An 18075-nucleotide genomic window follows, 5' to 3' on the forward strand; every position below is an offset into this window, starting at 1 on the left:
CGGACAACAATGAATCAGAGACAGATTGAAGTGTTTCACGCGGTCATGCTGCACCACACGGCGTCACGGGCGGCCGAGGTTCTCTTCATGTCGCAACCCGCCGTCAGCAAAACGATTCAGCAGCTCGAGCGATCGCTAGGGTTTGCGCTGTTCGAGCGCAGCAAGGGGCGCATGACGCCCACGCCCGAAGGCCAGCTATTGCACGAAGAGGTGGCGCGCTCGTTCGTCGGCCTGATACAACTGCGGCAAGCCGCCGCCCGCATCCGTGATTTCGGCTCAGGCAAGCTGCGCATCGCCAGCCTCTCCGCCTTGAGCACGAATATTGTTCCCGCAGCGCTGAAAGGATTCCAGCAGCGCCATCCCAACGTCACCATCACCTACCAGACCCGCCTGTCATCCGAGGTTCGGGACCTGGTGGCATCGGGCCAGTTCGACCTGGGCCTGGCGGCCGACGAGATAGATACATCGGGAGTCGATGCGGTTCCTTATTGCCGGTACAAAGCGGTCATCGCGCTTCCGCCCGGACATCCATTTACCCGGAAGCGCCAGATCAAACCCTCGGACCTGCATGGCGTGTCGTTCATTGCCCTTTCGCCCGAAGACACGACACGGCAAGAGGCGGATGCCATCCTTCGCGCCAACAAGGCGGAACCGCGCGTCGTGTTGACCACGCCGTTTTCAAGCAATGTATGCGCGATGGTGCTTGCCGGCCTGGGCTGCGGGCTGGTCAATCCGGTGACCTCGGCAGGCTATGTCGCACAAGGCCTGGTCTTGAAGCCATTCAGCGCCGACGTCCATTTCCGCAGCCTGATGCTGTTTCCCAGCAATAGAAAGCAGTCGCGCATCGTGCGGGACTGCGTACAGGAGTTCAGGAAGATAGTGCAGCCGGGCGGGCGCTACGAGTCGGCCTAGATCGTAGCGATACGCCCCGCTTCTGTCATTTGGTCAGCGCCAGGCCAGGCAGCCATGTGGCAATGGATGGCACCAGCATCACCAGCATCAGGGTGAACACCAGCACGCCCACGAACGGCCACACCGCCCGCACTCCCTCGGAAAACGGGATCTTGGCAATGCTGGTGGTGACGAACAACAGGATCGCCACGGGCGGGGTCAGCCCGCCGATCTGGGTGATCATGACCATCAGTATGCCCAGGTGCAGCGGATCGATGTTGAACGCGTTGCCGATGTACACGATGGTGGGGACCATGACCACCACGACAGCCAGGCCATCCAGCATCATGGTAAGGACCAGCATGATGATGATGAGCAGCAACAACATCAATAGGCCGTTGTCGGTGATTCCGCGCAGCACTTCCAGTACGACTTCGTTGAAGCTCAGGTAGCTGAGCAGCCAGCCCAGCACGCCCGCCATGCCGATTACACCGGCCACCATGGCGGTGGTGACGGCCGCGTCGACCAGGACGGCCGGCAGATCGCGCCAGCGCAGTTGGCGGTACCACAGCATGCTTACCGCCAGGCTGTAGACACACGCCACCACGCCGGCCTCGGTGGCCGTGAATATGCCGCCGAGAATCCCGCCCATGATAATGATGGGCGCCAGCAGGGCGGGCCATACCTTGACGGTGGCCCGGACAACCTCACGAAGGCTGGCGCGCGGCAAGGTATGGCGAAGCTCCGGATAGGAGGGCAGGTAGGACATGCCGTAGATCAGGGCCATCAGCAGCAATGCGATGATGATGCCGGGCAGCACTCCGGCCACAAACAAGCCGCCTATGGATACTCCCGTGATCGAGCCATAGATGATCATGGTCATGCTCGGCGGAATGATGGGGCCGACGGTTGCCGCCGCTGCAACGATAGAGGCCGCGTATCCCGGCCGGTATCCCGCTTCTTTCATCGGCGGGATGGTGACGGAGCCCACGGCCGCGGCCTCGGCCGTGGACGAACCCGAGATATTGGCCATGGCCACGCAGGAAAGAATGGACGTATGGCCCAGACTGCCGCGTATATGGCCCACCACTTTCTGCGAGAACTCAATCAGGCCGGCGCTCATGCCGCCACGCGTCATGATGGCGCCGGCCAGTATGAAATAGGGCAGTGCCAGCAAGCTGAAGGAATCGAGCATGGCGAATGCCTTCTGGGGCATCAGCGCAAGCACCAGGTTGGGGATTGCCATGATGCCGATCATGCTGACCGACGCGATCGACAGAATAATGGGCACGCCCAGGAAAACCAGGGTCAGGATGCCGATGAATATCAGGCTCAAGGTCATGCAACGTTTCCTTCCGCAGTCTTTGAAACCAGGCGATGAACCACGCATGCGATCAAGTAGACGCCCCCGACCAGCATGCCGCAGTACACCCACGACATGCTAAGCCCCAGGCCGGGGCTTTCCTGGAATCGCGTCACCTGCATGATGCGCCATGTAAGCATGGTGAGCGCCACGCCAAGGCATATCCATAGAATATCCACGATCAGGGCCAGCATCCGCTGCAGCCCTTCGGGAAACAGGCCCACCAGCGAATCGACACGCAAATGGGCATAGCGGTTATAAGCTACCGGTATGGCGATGAACACGAGCCAGATGAAGGCGTATTTCTGGAACTCTTCGCTCCAGCTCAGCGACACATTGATGAAGAAGCGATTGAACACCTGCAGCGAACCCACAATGATCATGGCTGCAAATAGAATGGTCAGCAGGGCTTCGGCAAGCCTGTTGGCGTAACGCATGGCGCGGTCCCCTGGCGTTGCGGTCCAGGGGCGGGCAGTCCGGCTGCCTGCCCCTGAAGCCGGCGGTATGCTTATTGAGAAGAGCGGATCTGCTTGAGCAGGCTTTCGGCGCCCCGCTCTTTGGCGAATTGGTCTTGCATGGCCACAGCGCGCTCACGGAAGACGGTAGTGTCGATCTCTGAAATCTGCATGCCGTTGGCGCGCAGGAAATCGAACGCCTCTTTCTCGCGGCGCGGCGCCAGCGCCCAGTTGACGTCGCTGGCAAGCTTGGCGGCTTCCGCCACCACCTTCTTGTCCTTGTCGCTCAACTGATTCCATTCGTTCAGCGAGCAGACCATGGCCACAGGCCCCAGAAAATGGCGAGTCAGCGCAATATATTTCGCCACTTCGTAGAACTTCTGCGTCACCACAATGGCCGAACCGTGCTCGAAGCCGTCAAGCACGCCCGTCTGCATGGATGTGTAGACTTCCCCGAATGACATGGGCGTGGCATTTGCGCCCATGGCATTCAGCGCCTCGATGTAGACCGGACTTTGAATGGTGCGGATCTTCAGGCCTTTGAGGTCGTCGGGCGTTTTCACTTCCTTCTTGGAGGTAACCACATTGCGCGCCCCCCAGTTGGTCATCCAGGCGACAACCTTGAAGCCGGCTCCCTCCAGGTCCTTGGCCAAGGCCTCGCCCACCGGGCCATTGAGCGTGGCATTCATATGGTCGTAGTCGCGCCACATGAAAGGCAGGTCGATGACCCCCAGGCGTTTGGAGAAGTTATTGAGGATGGCGGTGCCGGTTACGGCACATGAAGCACCTGCGCCCAACTGCATGGCTTCGTACACGGCCCTTTCTTCGCCCAGCGCGTTGGCGGGGTAGATTTTGGCCGACATCGTATCCGAGTGCTCGTTGACGTAATGGCTGAATACCCAGGCCGCCATATGCAGCTCGGACGAAGGTACGCCGGGCGCGGAGTGGGAAATCTTGAATTCGCGCTTGGCCTGGGACTGGACCGGGAAAGAGAGTGCCAAGGCAAGCGCCCCAAGCACCGAAGCCAAGCCGGCACGCCGGCCAAGTGTATGTATATGCTTAGTCATGTCTTCTCCTTAGTGTATCGTTATAGTAAATCGATTTATCGAAAACTAACATGGATACAAGGATGAATGCAATAGGCAAATGCGCACGGAAATCAATCACTCAAAATTTGAGTATTTGCTTGGCTTGCTAGATAGAATAAATACCGATATAGTAAAACGATACATTTGATAAACGGGGATCAGCAAGAGTGACGACAATCCAGGATGTAGCCCGCCTAGCGCGCGTCTCGGTCAGCTCGGTATCGAATGCGCTCAATGGGAAGGCGGATCGAATGCGGCCCGACACCCATGCGCGCATCCAGGACGCCATCCGCAAGCTGGGCTATCGCCCCAACCAGGCCGCACGCCAATTGAAAACGGGGCGCATACCGATATTGGGCTTGCTCGTTCCCACCACGGCCAACCCTTTCTTCGGCCAGCTAGCCATGGCCATGGAAACCTATGCACAGCAGCAGCATGGCTACCGTGTGCTGCTGTGCAATACGCATCGCGACAAACAGCAAGAAGCAGCCATGTTCGACGACCTGATCGCCTTCGGGGTTGGCGCCGTCATCGTGGTGTCGTCGCTGAGTGACGAACAGCACATCGAAGCCGCCATCGCCCGCGGACTTGCCGTCATAAGCTTCGACTTGGCTGTGGATCCCAACAGCGATGCCCGGCACGACTATGTGCTGCCCGACAACGTCATGGCGGGCGCTCTGGCTGCAGGCCATCTTATACAGCAGGGCCATAAGCGCCTGGCCTTTGCCATGCCCAAGGGCCTGACATTCAGCCGGCGCCAGAAAATCGAAGGCTTCATGGCTGCCATCGATCAAGCCGGCGCCGGCGTATCGGGCCGGGTCGTGGAAGGCAAGTCGGCCACGCGATTTGGCGACACCGAACTAGCAGGCCTGGGCTATGAGTTGTCCTCGAGCATTGCCGCACTGGATCCCCGGCCCACCGGCGTCGTCACGGTCAACGACATGATGGCCGTTGGCTTGATGGCGGGCATACGGGAACAGGGCCTGACCGTTCCCCAGGACATCTCCATCGTCGGCATGGACGACCTCACCCTATCCGCCTATACGTGGCCTCCGCTGACTTCGGTGTGCATGCCGGCTGCCGAAATGAGCCGCGTCATGGTCGACCGGGCCATACAGCGCATCGGCGAACCCGGATTGAAGGCCGAACAGTTCTGCTTTACCCCTTCCCTGACCGTACGCCAATCCGTGGCCGCTCCGCCATCGTCCCGAAAAAAAGCCCAACCGCCGGCCGCCGACTCGTGATGCCCACCATTTATCTGACCCATGATCCTCAGGCGCATGCCCTGTATTTCGGCGATGCGGCGCTGTCGCGCTTGCAGAGGCTGGGCACCGTCCTGCGCAACTCCGGCGATGGCGAACCGAGCCCCGAACAATTGGTTGAATCGGCGCAAGACTGCGACATCATCGTGGCTTTTCGCATTCCCGCCATTCCGGCACAGGTGCTGGACCGCCTGCCCCGGCTGGCCGCCGTGTGCCGGGTCGCGGTCGACGTGCGCAATATCGATGTGGCCGCCGCCAGCCGCAACGGTATCCTCGTCACACAGGCCACGCCCGGCTTCGGCCCGTCGGTAGCGGAATGGGTCATCGGCGCCATGCTTGCGCTCGCCCGCGGCCTGTGCGATTACAACGCAAGCTACCACCAAGGCGGCGAGCCCGTGGCGGCGATGGGGCGGGAGCTCGGACACAGCACATTGGGGATCATCGGCTACGGCACCATCGGTCAATATTTAAGCCGCCTGGCGCTTGCCTTCGGCATGAAGGTGCTGGTCCATGACCCCTATGCTTCCGTGCAGAACGAGGCGATTGCGCAATTGAATCTAGACGCCCTGCTCGACCGCTCGGACTTCGTCGCCTGCCTGGCGCCAGCCACCCCTGAAACACAGGGACTCATGGGAAAAAGCGCATTCCACGCAATGCGACGCACCGCCTTCTTCATCAATGCCTCGCGCGGAGAGCTGGTCGACGAAGCGGCGCTGCTCCATGCGCTGGACAACGGAACCATCGCCGGAGCCGCGCTGGATGTCGGGATGTCCGCCGATCAACGCCCTAGCCCAGCGCTTGCCATGCATCCCCGCGTCATTGCCACGCCCCACATAGGCGGCCTTACGCCTCCCGCGGCCACGCATCAGGCCATGGACGCCGTGCGCCAGGTCGAAGCGATACTCGCCGGGCGCATGCCTCGCGGAGCCCTGAACAGCGCCGATGCCTGGCGAACCGAGCGGCTGCACCGGGGCCTCGGCCGCGACAAGGAAAGCAGCGATGCCTCATGACACTCCCCTGCCGCCGGCGTGCGATTGCCATATTCATATCTATGATCTGAAGCGCTATCCATTGCAGCAAGCCCACGCTTTCGATCCCCCGGATGCTCCCTGGGCAGATTACCTGGCCTTGCAGCGCGAACTGGGCCTGGGCCGCTGCATCATCGTGCAGCCGATGGGCTACCGCTTTGACAACCGCTGCACACTGGAAGCCCTCGCCCAGGCAAACGGAGCGGCGCGTGCGATCGTGGCGCTACAACCCGGCGCGGATGCCGGCACACTCCAGCAACTGGATGCGCAAGGCGTCCTGGGCGTGCGCTTCATGATGGTGCCCAATGGCAACAATATCGTCACCTGGGAGATGCTGCCCCAGGTGGCGCACCATATCGCCGGACTGGGCTGGCATATCAATCTTCAGCTGGACGGCCGCGAAATACATTTGTACGAAGACCTGCTTTTGAGTCTGCCCTGCCAGGTAGTCATCGACCACAACGGCAAATTCCTCGAGCCGGTATCCACGGCCGATGCAAGCTACTTGCGGCTGTGCAAGCTGATGGACACAGGAAAATTCTGGGTGAAAATGTCGGCGCCCTATGAAACCTCGCGCGACGGGCCGCCCGGCTATGGCGACGTCGGCGTGCTTGCCCGCGACCTGGCCCGCCGATACACGGAGCGCTGCCTGTGGGCCAGCAACTGGCCACATCCGGGACAAAGGCAGCGCCCCGATAATGCGGGGCTCCTGGCCTTGATGGATGACTGGGCGCCTTCCGCCAAGGCCAGGGAGCAGATACTGCGCTGGAATCCCCAAGCCCTCTATCGCTTCTAGCAGCGCGGGCCGCCTTCATCCGGGCCCGCGGACAGCATGCGTCAATTTACGGTAGCGCCGGAGTCTTGCACGTACTGCTTCCAGATCGGCACTTCTTTTTCGACGAAGTCACGGAACGCCTGCAGCGAAGGCGCCGGCTCGACGATCAGTCCCTGGCTTTCCAGCTTCTTGATCGTTTCAGGGTCGGCAAGCACTTTGCTGATTGCCGAGAACAGCGTTTGCTGGGCATCTTCCGGAATACCCGCCGGCCCCCATATGCCGAACCAGCCCTGAACCCCAAGGTCGGGCAAGCCCGATTCAGCCATGCCCGGAACGTCAGGCATCACGCTATAGCGGTCCGGCCAGGTGACCGCCAGCGCGGTCAATTTTCCGTTGGCCACTTGGGGCATGACGACGGGAGGCGTGCCGACGATGAGTTCGACGTCGCCGCTCATCACGGCGACGACGGCGGGCGAGCCGCCCCGGAAGGGGATGTGCGTGATGTCGATGCCCGCGGCGCGCTTGAACGTTTCGGCCGATATATGGGCCGGGGTGCCATTCCCGCCGGTGGCGTAATTCAGGGAACCCGGCGCCTTGCGGGCCCGCTCTATCAACTCGGCCAGCGTCTTGATCCCGGTTTGCTTGTTCGCCGCAATGACGGAAGGAATATTGGCGATGCGCGCTATGGCCGTGAAATCGCTGATGGGGTCATATGTCGTCTCTTTATAAAGGGCCGGATTGATGCCATGGCTGAAGTTTCCTCCCACCATCAACGTATAGCCGTCGCCCTTGGTCTTCGCCAGCGCGCGCGTGGCGATATTGCCGCCCGCGCCGCCCTGGTTCACGACGACGACCGGCTGATCCAGCACTTTGCTCATGCCGTCGGCCATGACCCGGGCCACGAAATCGGTGGAGCCTCCGGGCGGCGAACCGGCCACCAGTTCGATGGAACGCTCCGGAAACTTTGCCCACGACGGCATCGCCACGGATAGCGCCATTACCGCAAGAAAGGCCTGGCCAAGCTGCGCGAGTGATTTTTTATTTTTTCGACTATCGGTTGAATATCGCATGTAACGCTCCTTTATCGTTACGCTCCAACAGCGTGGGTTCTTATTGCTGGCCCAGTTGCAAAGCGATTTTTCTGAAGAGGTGGGTGGAAAGATGCAGTTGCGGCAAATCGATGTATTCCGTGGGCTTATGCGCATGGTCGATGTCTCCCGGACCAAACACCAGGCACGGAGCAAGCTTGGAATACTCCGATGCTTCAGTGCCCAAGCCCGCCACCCGGGCTGTTGTACCCAGAATCTCTTCCGCCTGCCTGACCAGGGGATGATCGCCGGCAAGCTCCGGCGGCGGCGCCTCCGGCCGGACCTGGACTTTCAGATTGTGCCTCTCGGCCGCTTCGCGGACGCGGGTAATGACCATTTCAGGATCGAATGACTTGGAATAGCGGAATTTGATATTGCATGTCGCGAGCCCGACCGTCATGTTCGGGAATGCGCCATAGTTGTCGATGACGAAGTTCAGATCGCAGTACGGCGGATCGTATTGCATGTCGAACAAGGCGGGATTGGTGCGCAGGTGCAGGTGCAGCTCCCGCATTTCATTGAGAAATGGCACCAGCGCAATGTTGGCGTTCACCCCTCGCCCCGTCGATGAATGCGCCTGTATGCCCTCGGCATGGACCGAAAAGGCTACGTCCACCCTGTGTCCACGCAGTATCCCCAAGGCGGTGGGCTCGGCCACGATGAAGCATGCCGGCGTAAATTCCTTCAACGTCCGGCTGTTCGCCACCACCTCGCGCACGCCCTGCTTTCCCGCTTCCTCGTCCGAGGTCAGCACAAGCATGGGCCGCTCGGCTTCCGGCAACGAATTGGAGGCCACGATGAACGAGGCAATGGGCCCTTTCATGTCCGACGCGCCCAGTCCATAGAGCCGATGGCCTTCGATGGTGGCATCGAACGGGTCACGGACCCAGCCGGTGGAAGAAACGGTGTCCAGGTGGCCGGCGAAGGCCATCCGTGACCGGCTGCCGGGATGGCGGGCAACCATATTGCGCTTGGGCGTTCCGGCGGCATCCTGGTAATCGACATACTCCAGATCCCAGCCCTCAAGCGCGCTTGCCGCGGAATCGAATATGGGCTGACTGGCCTTATGGCTCTGCGAATCGATGGAAATGAACTCACGCAGCAGTTCTAGTGTTCTGTTTTGATCATCTTGCGACATTTTCTGTTTCTTCCTACGTTCCACTTGCTTATGTCAGAATTGGCCCTGACCCCTTTGCGGACTTATTATGAGACGCTTTTGCCGTTCTGCATAACTGTAAAAATCGAACGTTGCGTTCTTATTTTTGCAACACAAGACCTTGGCTATTCAGGTACATTCCCAGCCATCCCCACCCTAGAAAGACGGTCATGACGATCACCCATCATCAGATATCCGGCGGTCCCAGGCGCGCATTGGCGCTCGTGGAGGCGCACAAGAAGCGAATGGACAATGGCATACAGCTCTATGCCGGCTCGTGCATGCTGTCGCCGACCGTCGAACGCGCACTCATGAACAACATGGGCTTGATGCCGGCCATGGGAGACCCCTACGACAAGCAGCAACCCGGCACCGACGAGATTTCGGCGCTGGAAGTCCTGGTCGGCGCGCAATTGACCGATCTGTTCGGCGGCGCCTGGGCGGAACCCAGGCTGCAAAGCTGTACTTATGCAAACGCCGCTGTCTATGCCGCCTTCTCCAGCCCCGGGGATTCGATCGCTTCAATCGGCGCGCAGGAAGGCGGGCACGTCAGCCATCACAGTTCGGGCACCGTAGGCCTGCTCGGCCGCAGGAATCTTCCTCTTGCGTTCAGCAACGGCATCTATGACGATCTGGCCTCGGCGCGCGTGATCTCCAGGGAGCGGCCGAAAATCGTGATGCTGGGCGCCAGTGTGATGCTGGACCCCTACACGGTGGACGCCACGATTTCGGCCGCCCGCGACTGCGGCGCCTTGCTGGTCTACGATGCATCGCACGTTGCCGGCCTGATCGCTGGAAAGGCGTACCAGAACCCCATGGACATGGGTTTCGACATCATGACGGCCTCGACCTACAAGACGCTTGCCGGCCCACCGGGCGGGATACTGCTGGGCCGGCATCGGGATCATCACGATGCGTTGCGCCGGCATATCGTCGGGGGCTGGGCATCGAACTACGACGCGTCGCGCCTTGCCGGCCTGTCGATTGCGCTGGAAGAGGCTGCCGTCTTCATGCCGGAGTACTCGAGGAAAATGCTGGCCACCGCGCAGGGGCTGGCCGCAGCCCTCAGACGCGAAGGAATCGCCGCAATCGGCAGCGCCATGCCGGGCGACGTCCCGCCCAGTTCCCATCACATCATCATCCCCGTCCGCGACGCCGGCACGGCGCGCGAGCTTTCGCGGCAAGCGGGGCAGGCCGGACTTTATGTGGGAACGGCCAGCGTGCCAGGGCAAGCTTCGGCCGGCGGCCTGCGCATCGGCACCCAGGTCATAAGCCGGCAAGGCGCCACTGAAGAGGACATCGCCGGCATTGCCGCCTGCTTCCGCCATCTTCTGGACGGCAGGCCCGGCGATATGGAGCAAATGGTCGGCTCGATCGCCGCCCGACTGCGCGCCTGCCTGTACTGCTTCGATCCGGACTGACAAGGATAGGCGATGATCAGCTCGAGCTACCGTTATTTCGTGGCGATTTCAGAAGACCTGTCGATACGCAAGGCGGCCGAACGCGTGCATATTTCCCCCTCCGCGCTTAGCCGCCAGGTGATGCTGCTTGAAGCGGAATACGGGCAGCCGCTGTTGACCCGCAAGGCCAATGGCGTCGAGCTGACTGCCGCGGGCAATATACTTTTGCGCCACATCCACTCGCTGCTCCGCCAGGAGCATGCCTTGAAGGGCGACCTAGCGGATCTGGGAAACCTGCAGTTCGGCCACATACGGATTGCCTGCGGCAACGGCTTCGCCACCAGTCTGGCAAATCTGGTCCTGCCCGAATTCTACGAACTGCATCCCGGCGTCACCTATACCGTCGCCGTCGAGCCCGGCGACGAGGTCATGCGCAGCATTGCCGAGGACCAGGCCGATATAGGCCTTACCTTCAACCCGCCATCCCACCCCGCCATTGAGGTCATCAGCTCCTTCAAGGCCCCTCTCCTGGCGGTTACGTCTTCGCATAAAAAATACAAGAAGCTCAACGGAGGCCTCTCCATAGACGAATTGTCGAAAACTCCATTGGCCCTGCCTCGATTCAACCATGGAATCCGCCGCCTGGTTCATCAGGTGGAGATGGCCGAGGGCGTCCGGCTGCGGCCGGCAATGGAAAGCAATTCCTACGAAGTGCTCAAGTCGTTCATCATGAACCGCAACGGCGTGTCCCTGTTTCCCTATTTTTCGGTTGCCCAGGAATTGAAAGAAGGAAAGCTGCGCGCGCACCCGCTGGCCAACACGATGTTCCAGTCCACGACCGGAGCCATCGTGGTCAGACGTGGCAGGCACTCGTCATTGGCGGCAACCGAGTTCCTGAAGCACTTGAAGCAGGAAATCCGCGCCTGGGAGAACACCGGACTGGAATGAAGCGATTCAGGCCGGTGCCCCGGCAGCGCCGTCAGCCTTTCTTCGCCTGGCCCGACCGTGCGCGCAGCGCCCCCAATACCTCGTCATTATGTTCGCCCAGCACCGGCGGCGGAACCACTTCGGTGCTGCGCTGGCCGTCGAACGAAACGGGCGGCCGCACGGTGCGGAACTCGCCCATGGTCTTGTGCGTGGAAGAAACCAGGATCTCCAGATGCCTGGCTTGCGGATCCTCCAGGGCTTCGCTGGTATCGTACATGGGAGCGTGCGGCACGTCTTCGGCCTCCAGCCGCCGGCACCACTCGGCGCGCGTGCGTCCCGCAAATATGGGCCCCAGGATATCGATCAGGGCTTCCTGGTTGGCGATGCGTCCGCTGCGGTCAGAGAACCGGGGGTCCTGAAACAAGGTCGATTGCTCCATGGCATTGGCCAGCCCCTGCCAGAATTTTTCCGGCGAGGACATATGCAGGGCCAGCCATTTGCCATCGGCGCATTTCATGACGTAGGACTGCGAAACGCTGGGCCGGCTGTAGGGCCCCATGACTTCGCCGGCGGAGTAGTAATGCGTGAAGGCATCCAGATTGAAGTGGCTCATGGCTTCCAGCATGGACACCTCCACCTTGCGCCCCACACCGGTCCGGTTGCGCTCGTGCAGCGCGCCCAGCACGCCGTAGGCGGCATAGAAACCGGTAATCGAGTCGGCCAGGGCGGGGCCGACCACGCGCGGGTTCTCGGGGTTGATCAGCAGGCCCAGGAAGCCGCTGGCCGCCTGGGCCACGGAATCGTAGGCGGGCCGGCCGGCAGCAGGACCCGTAGGCCCAAAGCCGCTGATCGAGCAATAGATTAGACGCGGATTGATCTTGCGCAGGCGCTCTTCGCCGACATTGAGCCGCTCGGCCGCGCCGGGACGGAAGTTCTGGATATAGACATCCGCCGTGCTGATCAATTCGTCGAAAGCCGCCAGGTCTTCGGCGTCTTTGGTGTTCAGCGTAATGCTGCGCTTGTTGCGGTTGTAGGTCTGGAAATGAGGACTGTACAGGCCGCCCTTGAAGGCGCGAAAAGGATCGCCGGCGCCGGGCTGCTCGATCTTGACGACGTCGGCGCCAAGGTCGCCCAGCAGCATGCCCGCCGCCGGACCGGTGATGAAGGTTCCTTGCTCCAGCACGCGAATGCCATTTAGCACTTTGATCATGGTAATGCTCCTGGAAAGCGCCATCGGGCGGCACAGCGGCCGCGGGCTGGCGGTTTCGTTCTACGAATCAGGTTGTATGGACGATGTGGACGCTAGGCGTGATCTTCAGTAAAGCCGTCAGGCACATCGCCGTCGTAGACATAGCTGCGTGTCGCCTGATACGACAGGGCGAAGCCGATGGGCTTCCGGAATTCTTCGGTCAGATGGCCGATAAGGCCGGCGGTGCGCGCAAGAATAGGCACGCCTCTCAGGGCGGTGATCGGAAAGCCCACGCCCAGCAGAACCGCAGGGATGGCCGCCGAGACATTGAGCATCAGATTCTTGCCCACGACGTCCGGGATCACTTTCTCGACCGCATCGGCGATTCGCACATAGGTCATGTCGGCGCCGGCCTTCTCGGCCACATTGAAGAGCGCGGTCACCCTGGGATCGCGCTGTTTATGCAGGGGATGGCCGTAGCCTGGAATGGCCCGCCCGGCGCCGCGGTATTCGCCGACCACGTGTCGGGCGGCAGCTCCGTAGTCCCGCCCTTCACCGGCGCGCACGCGGATCTCTTCGAGCAATATTCCGCAGGTTTCAGAAGCGCCCAGGATGACCGATCCGCAGCCCAGGATGCCCGCCGCCACCGCGCCCTGCAGGGCATCGGGCGCCGCGGCCAATGTCATGCGGCTGGCCTGTACGCTGGGCACCAGGCCGTGCTCCGCGATAGCGACCAGCGTGGCGTTCAGCACGGCAGTGGCGGCCGGTGTCGGTTCCTGCCCGGCGACCAGCAGGTAAAAATAATCCGTAAAGGACATCTTTCCGATGAGTTCCTGCGCCAGGTCTTTGCCCCGAACCACGATGGTTTCCGAATTGGAAGTGCATATGGCCGAGCGGGGAATGGTTTCTTTACCTATTTTCATATCGTTCCAATAGAGTGATCGCGCCGCGCCGTGCTGCCGCACTGTTCCAGCGGGACGCCTGTGAGGGAAAGTCGTGATTCAAAACAATCTTTGGTGCCGATCGGCAAGAAAGCCGGATCAGGCAGGCCGCGCCCCCTCGAATGCGCGTTGCAGCAAAGCGCGTATGCCGTCGCGGTCGATGGGCCGGGGGTTCCAGTACGGTTTTGACGACGCGATATCCGCCGCCCGGTCAAGATCCGTTTCGCGCATGCCGATGTCGCGCAGGGCCAATGGCGCGCCCAGCTCTTGCGCAAGGTCGTGCAAAGCCTCGGCGGCGGGCAGGCCGGGCCGGTCGAGCGCACGCGAAATGCGCTGCATCGCGGGCGAAGCCGCAGCCGCGTTATACGCCATGGCATGCGGAAGCACGACGGAATGCGTCTGTGCGTGTGGCAGATCGAAACTGCCGCCCAGGGTATGGCACAGCTTGTGATGCAATGCCATGCCCGCGCCTCCAAGGACGGTGCCGCAAAGCCAGGCTCCGTACAGGGACTCGCTTCGGGCGCCGGCATCGTCCCCCCGCCGCGTCAGCCGGCGCAGTCCGCCGGCCATGGCGCGGATGCCTTCTTCCGCCATCAATGCCAGCACAGGGTTGCCATCCCGGGCATACAAGCCCTCCGCGGCGTGGGCCATGGCGTTCAGGCCGCTTGCCACGGAGATGCCCAAGGGCAATTTCAGGGTGAGCGCCGGGTCGTAGATGACCGTGCGCGGCAACACACGGTCATCTTTGCCGGTTTTCTTCTGGCCGTCCTCGGTCACTCCGTAAATGGACGTCATTTCAGACCCGGAGTATGTGGTCGGCACCGCCAGTATGGGCAAGGCGCTTTCCAGAGCGAGCGCCTTGGCCAGGCCTATTGTGGAACCGCCTCCGATCGCCACGATACAGTCGGCCTCCATCTGCCTTGCCGCTATCCCGGCGTCCTGCACGGTGGCCAGAGGCACATGCATGGCCGCCTTGTCGTAGATGCCTGCGCCGCGCTGCGCAAGCGCATCGAGCGCCCGCTGAGCCAGCGCGCGCTGGCGCGGCGTGCACAGCACCAGCGCTTTGCCAGCGCCAAGCAGGCCCGCCTCGGCGTTCAGCCTGCTCCATGCATCCACGCCGAATACCACGCGCACGGACTGCGCCGTATACACGAACTCTTGCATCGCTTCACCTTCGAGGCGATCCGTGCGGGCCCTGAGGCACATGCATCCGCCCTGCCCGCCCACTGACCGCCCAGTCTCTATCGGCCTGTTAGTTGACCTTGGCGCCCGATTTCCTGACCAGTTCGGCCCACTTCTGGATTTCGATTTTCTCGAACTTTGCCAGATCCTTGGTGGCTTCGCCGCCCGGCTCCACGCCCTGGGCCTTCAGCTTGGCGGCCAGCTCCGGATCGGCCAGTGCGACTTCAGCGGCCTTTTTCAGCTTGGCCATGACGGGCTCGGGCGTTCCGGCGGGCGCGTACATCATGAACCAGGCCACCAGGTCGAAATCGCTGTTGGTCTGATCCGCGATGCTGGCGACGTCGGGCGCGGCAATGCTGCGCTTATTGCTGGACACGCCGATGGCCCGAAGCTTCCCGGCCTTGACGTGGGGCAAGACCGCTGCGGGATGATAGAACATGAACTGCACCTCTCCGGACATCACGTCCTGCAGGGCCATGCTGCCCTCCTTGTAGGGGACGTGCACCATTTCTCCGCCCAGCCTGTCTTTCAGCAACTCGCCCGCAAGGTGGCCGGATGTACCGCTGCCGGCCGATGAGAAGGTGATGCCCGGCGGCTTTGCCGCAGCCGTGCCAAGATCTTTTACCGAATGATAGGGCGAGTTGCCGCTGACCACCAGAATGGTGGGCGTTTGGCCGACGAAGGCGATGGGCTCGAAATCGGTCTCGGGATCGTAGCCGCGCTTGGAATACAGTTCCTTGTTGATTGCATGCGTTCCGACCGTGCCCATGACGATGGTGTATCCGTCCGGCGCGCTGCGCCCGACTTGGGCAGTGCCTATCGTGCCGCCCGCGCCCGCCCGGTTGTCGATAACGATGGACTGGCCGAGCTCCTGCGCCATTCTCTCGGAAATCAGGCGGGAAATCGTGTCGGTCGTGGTTCCGGGCCCGAACGGCACCACCATGCGCACCGCTTTGGACGGATAGTCCGAAGACTGCGCCGGCGCGGCCATAAACGCCAAAGGGGCCGCAATGAGCGCAGCCGCCAGACGATGCCATGCATGCCTGCTCGAGGCTTTTTCCATAGGTAAATTCATGATTGTCCCTCCCTGTTGAACACGTCACTTCATTTTTGAATTGGTATGGAGCTTGATGCGGGTATCAGTCTATATGCCTCTTCGAAAAGATAGAAATGATTGATTTCGTCCGTTATCATCGATGCTATCGATGGATATGGGCATACTATGGAACTCAGGCACCTACGGTATTTCATCGCGCTGGCGGGTTCGTTGAATTTCACGCGGGCCGCCGAACGCGTACACGTGACGCAGTCCACGCTGTCGCATCAGATACGCCAGCTGGAAGAAGAATTGGGCCAACGGCTATTCGACCGCAAGGGCAAACGCGTTGTTTTGACCGAAGCCGGCGAGTCTTTCCTGGCCTATGCCACCCGTGCCCTGGCCGTCATAGACCAAGGCCTTAGCGAGCTAAAGCAAACTGTCATCCCCATGACGGGAACGGTGCGCATAGGGACCACCCACACCTTCAACCTGGGTTTCCTTCCCGATTGCATAGCACTTTTTCTCAAGCATAACCCTACGGTCAAGGTTGTAATCGAAGAGCTTTCGGGAGACGCCATTACGGAAGGCCTGAAGGAGGAGCAACTGGACGTGGGCATTGCCTATCGGCCCGAGCAACAGAAAGAAATAAGGTTTGAACCCTTGTTCAACGAAGAACTTGCCTTGGTGGTTGGGCACACGCATCCGCTCGCCAAACGCAAGCGCCTGCGAATCGCCGAACTTCATCGTGAATCGCTGGTCTTGCTGCCGCCCAGCTTTTCGACTCGCCGCCTGCTTGACGAGTGTTTCAGCGCGGCCGGCGCCGAGCCCAATGTTATCGCCGAGATGAATACCATCCCAGCCATGCTGGGGTTGCTGGCTCGCGAAAACGTAGGCACCATCGCCGCCCCCAGCGCGGTTGCCGAACACAGCAAGCCGTGGCGCATCATTCCACTGGAAGGCCCCACCCCCATCCGCACGCATGGATTGTTGTTCATGGACAAGCATGCTCAAACGCCCGCCAGCATGGCTTTCATCACCCTTATCCGCAAGCAGGCCATGGCCGGAAAGCGCGGCGCTACGCCCGCATAAAGAAAGCCGCCGGGCTGTCATGAAGACCTGCATGTACGATCAGGGCTGATCCTCACAAAGCAGCCGGACGCCCCCGCAGCGCGCTTTGCCCCCAGCGAAGCATGCCTGCGATTGCCGCCATCGCCCAGGCCAACGGCCCCAGGGCAAATCGCAGCAACAGCATCAGGGGAAGCAGTACCAGGAACCAGCCCACGACCTGCACCAGGCCGGGCGGCAGGCCGAATTTTTCAGCGACACTTCCGAGCATGGAATTGATCACACTGGGATGCCGGATGGCAATATAGGCCAGCACAGCCGGCGCCCCATACTTGAGCAGCCGCGTGCCGATCGCGCTTGTTCGCCACAAGCCGGATCCAAGCGCCGCCGAGCGCTGGGAGAATGTCAGGGAACGGCCGCCTGAAGCACCGGCCCTGCCCATGCGCAGCACTTTCAGCGCACCCACGCCAATCGCCACATCGAGCGCCGCCCACCCCAGGTCGCCGGCAACAATCGTTTCTTCACGGCGAAGCTTGGTCTCCAGCCCTTTCAGTCCCCCCGCAAAAAAACCATTGATACCTTCAAGCACGCGTTCCGTCTGTATCCAGCTTACTTCCCCCTTGGGGCTTATGACGAACTGGCCCAGGAAATCGTAGCCTTCCGTCTTGATGAATTGAACGGCATACCAGCCCCGGTCTTCACTGGACAGAGTCCCGTTGGGGCTTGCTTGGGCAGGTTCGCCATTGCTCCACAGCCGCCTGACGGCATCCAGGGCGGACCGGGCTGACTCGCTCATGCCGCGCATCAATTCCAGGGTGAAGACTTCATGGGTCAGAAAATAATGAATGGGCAGGACGACGTCTTCGCCGTACTTGCGAAGTATCGTTTGAAAGTCCTGGCTGTCCCCGAACGTCATGAATATGGGCCTGGCCATCTCCGGATAGCGCTGCAAAGCCAGCCTGGCCTTGGCGGCCAATACGGGATCGTCGGCATACACCAGGAAAAGCGCCTGGAGTTCGGCCGGCTCGGCAGCGAGCGCCTGGGCGTATTCCGGCATCGCCTGTTCAATCTGCAGATGCAGCAGTTGTGCGTCCAAGGGCTTGGGCTTGTACAAGAAGGTGATCAGGAGTGCTGCTAGCAGTGCCAGCAGGCTGGCCGAAATCAAAGATCGCATAAGGCTGCCTCGATAGTATTCAAGCAGAAGCCAGGGACGGAGCAGTCAAGGG

General features: G+C 61.3%; 17 protein-coding genes. 7 read left to right on the top strand and 10 right to left on the bottom strand.

Going from position 1 to position 18075, the window contains the following annotated elements; genetic code table 11:
• Positions 1-9: 9 nt before the first annotated feature.
• Positions 10-912, top strand: a complete 903-nt coding sequence (locus OEG81_RS15125) for a LysR substrate-binding domain-containing protein (protein ID WP_264130105.1) — start codon at positions 10-12, stop codon at positions 910-912.
• A 25-nt stretch (positions 913-937) separates the two neighbouring features.
• On the opposite strand, the gene OEG81_RS15130 is transcribed toward OEG81_RS15125, so the two are convergent.
• The 3 genes from OEG81_RS15130 to OEG81_RS15140 all read right to left on the bottom strand — a co-directional run bounded on the left by OEG81_RS15130 (position 938) and on the right by OEG81_RS15140 (position 3776).
• Positions 938-2233 (bottom strand): TRAP transporter large permease, encoded by a 1296-nt coding sequence (locus OEG81_RS15130; RefSeq protein WP_264130106.1) that lies wholly within the window; start codon positions 2231-2233, stop codon positions 938-940.
• On the bottom strand, positions 2230-2691 hold the full coding sequence (locus tag OEG81_RS15135) for a TRAP transporter small permease (RefSeq protein ID WP_264130107.1): 462 nt from the start codon (positions 2689-2691) through the stop codon (positions 2230-2232). Before OEG81_RS15135 ends, OEG81_RS15130 begins: the two co-directional genes overlap by 4 nt.
• A gap of 71 nt (positions 2692-2762) precedes the next feature.
• On the bottom strand, positions 2763-3776 hold the full coding sequence (locus OEG81_RS15140; protein WP_264130108.1) for a TRAP transporter substrate-binding protein: 1014 nt from the start codon (positions 3774-3776) through the stop codon (positions 2763-2765).
• Between the two features lie 188 nt (positions 3777-3964).
• Here OEG81_RS15140 and OEG81_RS15145 point away from each other — a divergent pair, with 188 nt between their 5' ends.
• From OEG81_RS15145 to OEG81_RS15155, 3 genes are read left to right on the top strand one after another with little or no spacing between them, the layout of a single operon-like run.
• Positions 3965-5041, top strand: coding sequence for a LacI family DNA-binding transcriptional regulator (locus tag OEG81_RS15145; protein ID WP_264130109.1), 1077 nt, complete (start codon positions 3965-3967; stop codon positions 5039-5041).
• Positions 5041-6069: an NAD(P)-dependent oxidoreductase gene (locus OEG81_RS15150; protein WP_264130110.1), complete on the top strand. Its 1029-nt coding sequence runs from the start codon at positions 5041-5043 to the stop codon at positions 6067-6069. Before OEG81_RS15145 ends, OEG81_RS15150 begins: the two co-directional genes overlap by 1 nt.
• Positions 6059-6883: an amidohydrolase family protein gene (locus tag OEG81_RS15155; protein ID WP_264130111.1), complete on the top strand. Its 825-nt coding sequence runs from the start codon at positions 6059-6061 to the stop codon at positions 6881-6883. The genes OEG81_RS15150 and OEG81_RS15155 overlap by 11 nt, the downstream gene beginning before the upstream one ends.
• 41 nt (positions 6884-6924) lie before the next feature.
• Here the strand turns inward: OEG81_RS15155 and OEG81_RS15160 are convergent, their stop codons facing one another.
• Together OEG81_RS15160 and OEG81_RS15165 are read right to left on the bottom strand one after the other, a co-directional pair.
• Positions 6925-7932: a Bug family tripartite tricarboxylate transporter substrate binding protein gene (locus tag OEG81_RS15160; protein WP_264130112.1), complete on the bottom strand. Its 1008-nt coding sequence runs from the start codon at positions 7930-7932 to the stop codon at positions 6925-6927.
• 40 nt (positions 7933-7972) lie between these two features.
• Positions 7973-9088, bottom strand: coding sequence for a M20/M25/M40 family metallo-hydrolase (locus OEG81_RS15165; RefSeq protein ID WP_264130113.1), 1116 nt, complete (start codon positions 9086-9088; stop codon positions 7973-7975).
• A gap of 188 nt (positions 9089-9276) precedes the next feature.
• Between OEG81_RS15165 and OEG81_RS15170 the strand changes: the two genes are divergently transcribed.
• Complete coding sequence (locus tag OEG81_RS15170; protein WP_264130114.1) at positions 9277-10527, top strand: hypothetical protein; 1251 nt, start codon at positions 9277-9279, stop codon at positions 10525-10527.
• Positions 10528-10539: 12 nt separating this feature from the next.
• The gene (locus OEG81_RS15175) at positions 10540-11454 is read left to right on the top strand and encodes a LysR family transcriptional regulator (RefSeq protein WP_264130115.1); all 915 of its coding nucleotides are present in this window, start codon (positions 10540-10542) and stop codon (positions 11452-11454) included.
• A gap of 31 nt (positions 11455-11485) precedes the next feature.
• On the opposite strand, the gene OEG81_RS15180 is transcribed toward OEG81_RS15175, so the two are convergent.
• From OEG81_RS15180 to OEG81_RS15195, 4 genes are all read right to left on the bottom strand, one after another.
• Positions 11486-12643, bottom strand: coding sequence for a CaiB/BaiF CoA transferase family protein (locus tag OEG81_RS15180; RefSeq protein WP_264130116.1), 1158 nt, complete (start codon positions 12641-12643; stop codon positions 11486-11488).
• A gap of 92 nt (positions 12644-12735) precedes the next feature.
• Entirely contained in the window at positions 12736-13545 is an 810-nt protein-coding gene (locus tag OEG81_RS15185) for a citryl-CoA lyase (protein ID WP_264130117.1), read from the bottom strand.
• Positions 13546-13662: 117 nt separating this feature from the next.
• Positions 13663-14727 (bottom strand): maleylacetate reductase, encoded by a 1065-nt coding sequence (locus OEG81_RS15190; protein ID WP_264130118.1) that lies wholly within the window; start codon positions 14725-14727, stop codon positions 13663-13665.
• An 88-nt stretch (positions 14728-14815) separates the two neighbouring features.
• Positions 14816-15820: a Bug family tripartite tricarboxylate transporter substrate binding protein gene (locus tag OEG81_RS15195; RefSeq protein ID WP_264130119.1), complete on the bottom strand. Its 1005-nt coding sequence runs from the start codon at positions 15818-15820 to the stop codon at positions 14816-14818.
• Positions 15821-15967: 147 nt separating this feature from the next.
• On the opposite strand from OEG81_RS15195, the gene OEG81_RS15200 reads away from it, so the two are divergent.
• Entirely contained in the window at positions 15968-16873 is a 906-nt protein-coding gene (locus OEG81_RS15200; protein ID WP_264130120.1) for a LysR substrate-binding domain-containing protein, read from the top strand.
• Between the two features lie 52 nt (positions 16874-16925).
• Here OEG81_RS15200 and OEG81_RS15205 read toward each other — a convergent pair whose 3' ends face one another.
• A complete protein-coding gene (locus OEG81_RS15205) occupies positions 16926-18023 on the bottom strand; it encodes a hypothetical protein (protein WP_264130121.1) in 1098 nt (365 codons plus the stop codon).
• Positions 18024-18075 lie beyond the last annotated feature (52 nt).

It is taken from the genome of Pollutimonas sp. M17 (assembly GCF_025836975.1).
Taxonomy (GTDB): Bacteria; Pseudomonadota; Gammaproteobacteria; order Burkholderiales; family Burkholderiaceae_B.

Coding starts and splice junctions, on each gene's coding strand:
- OEG81_RS15130 (WP_264130106.1), bottom strand. CDS start 2,233: ATGACCTTGAGCCTGATATTCATCGGCATCCTGACCCTGGTTTTCCTG.
- OEG81_RS15150 (WP_264130110.1), top strand. CDS start 5,041: ATGCCCACCATTTATCTGACCCATGATCCTCAGGCGCATGCCCTGTAT.
- OEG81_RS15140 (WP_264130108.1), bottom strand. CDS start 3,776: ATGACTAAGCATATACATACACTTGGCCGGCGTGCCGGCTTGGCTTCG.
- OEG81_RS15165 (WP_264130113.1), bottom strand. CDS start 9,088: ATGTCGCAAGATGATCAAAACAGAACACTAGAACTGCTGCGTGAGTTC.
- OEG81_RS15135 (WP_264130107.1), bottom strand. CDS start 2,691: ATGCGTTACGCCAACAGGCTTGCCGAAGCCCTGCTGACCATTCTATTT.
- OEG81_RS15190 (WP_264130118.1), bottom strand. CDS start 14,727: ATGCAAGAGTTCGTGTATACGGCGCAGTCCGTGCGCGTGGTATTCGGC.
- OEG81_RS15125 (WP_264130105.1), top strand. CDS start 10: ATGAATCAGAGACAGATTGAAGTGTTTCACGCGGTCATGCTGCACCAC.
- OEG81_RS15175 (WP_264130115.1), top strand. CDS start 10,540: ATGATCAGCTCGAGCTACCGTTATTTCGTGGCGATTTCAGAAGACCTG.
- OEG81_RS15180 (WP_264130116.1), bottom strand. CDS start 12,643: ATGATCAAAGTGCTAAATGGCATTCGCGTGCTGGAGCAAGGAACCTTC.
- OEG81_RS15195 (WP_264130119.1), bottom strand. CDS start 15,820: ATGAATTTACCTATGGAAAAAGCCTCGAGCAGGCATGCATGGCATCGT.
- OEG81_RS15155 (WP_264130111.1), top strand. CDS start 6,059: ATGCCTCATGACACTCCCCTGCCGCCGGCGTGCGATTGCCATATTCAT.
- OEG81_RS15185 (WP_264130117.1), bottom strand. CDS start 13,545: ATGAAAATAGGTAAAGAAACCATTCCCCGCTCGGCCATATGCACTTCC.
- OEG81_RS15205 (WP_264130121.1), bottom strand. CDS start 18,023: ATGCGATCTTTGATTTCGGCCAGCCTGCTGGCACTGCTAGCAGCACTC.
- OEG81_RS15160 (WP_264130112.1), bottom strand. CDS start 7,932: ATGCGATATTCAACCGATAGTCGAAAAAATAAAAAATCACTCGCGCAG.
- OEG81_RS15200 (WP_264130120.1), top strand. CDS start 15,968: ATGGAACTCAGGCACCTACGGTATTTCATCGCGCTGGCGGGTTCGTTG.
- OEG81_RS15170 (WP_264130114.1), top strand. CDS start 9,277: ATGACGATCACCCATCATCAGATATCCGGCGGTCCCAGGCGCGCATTG.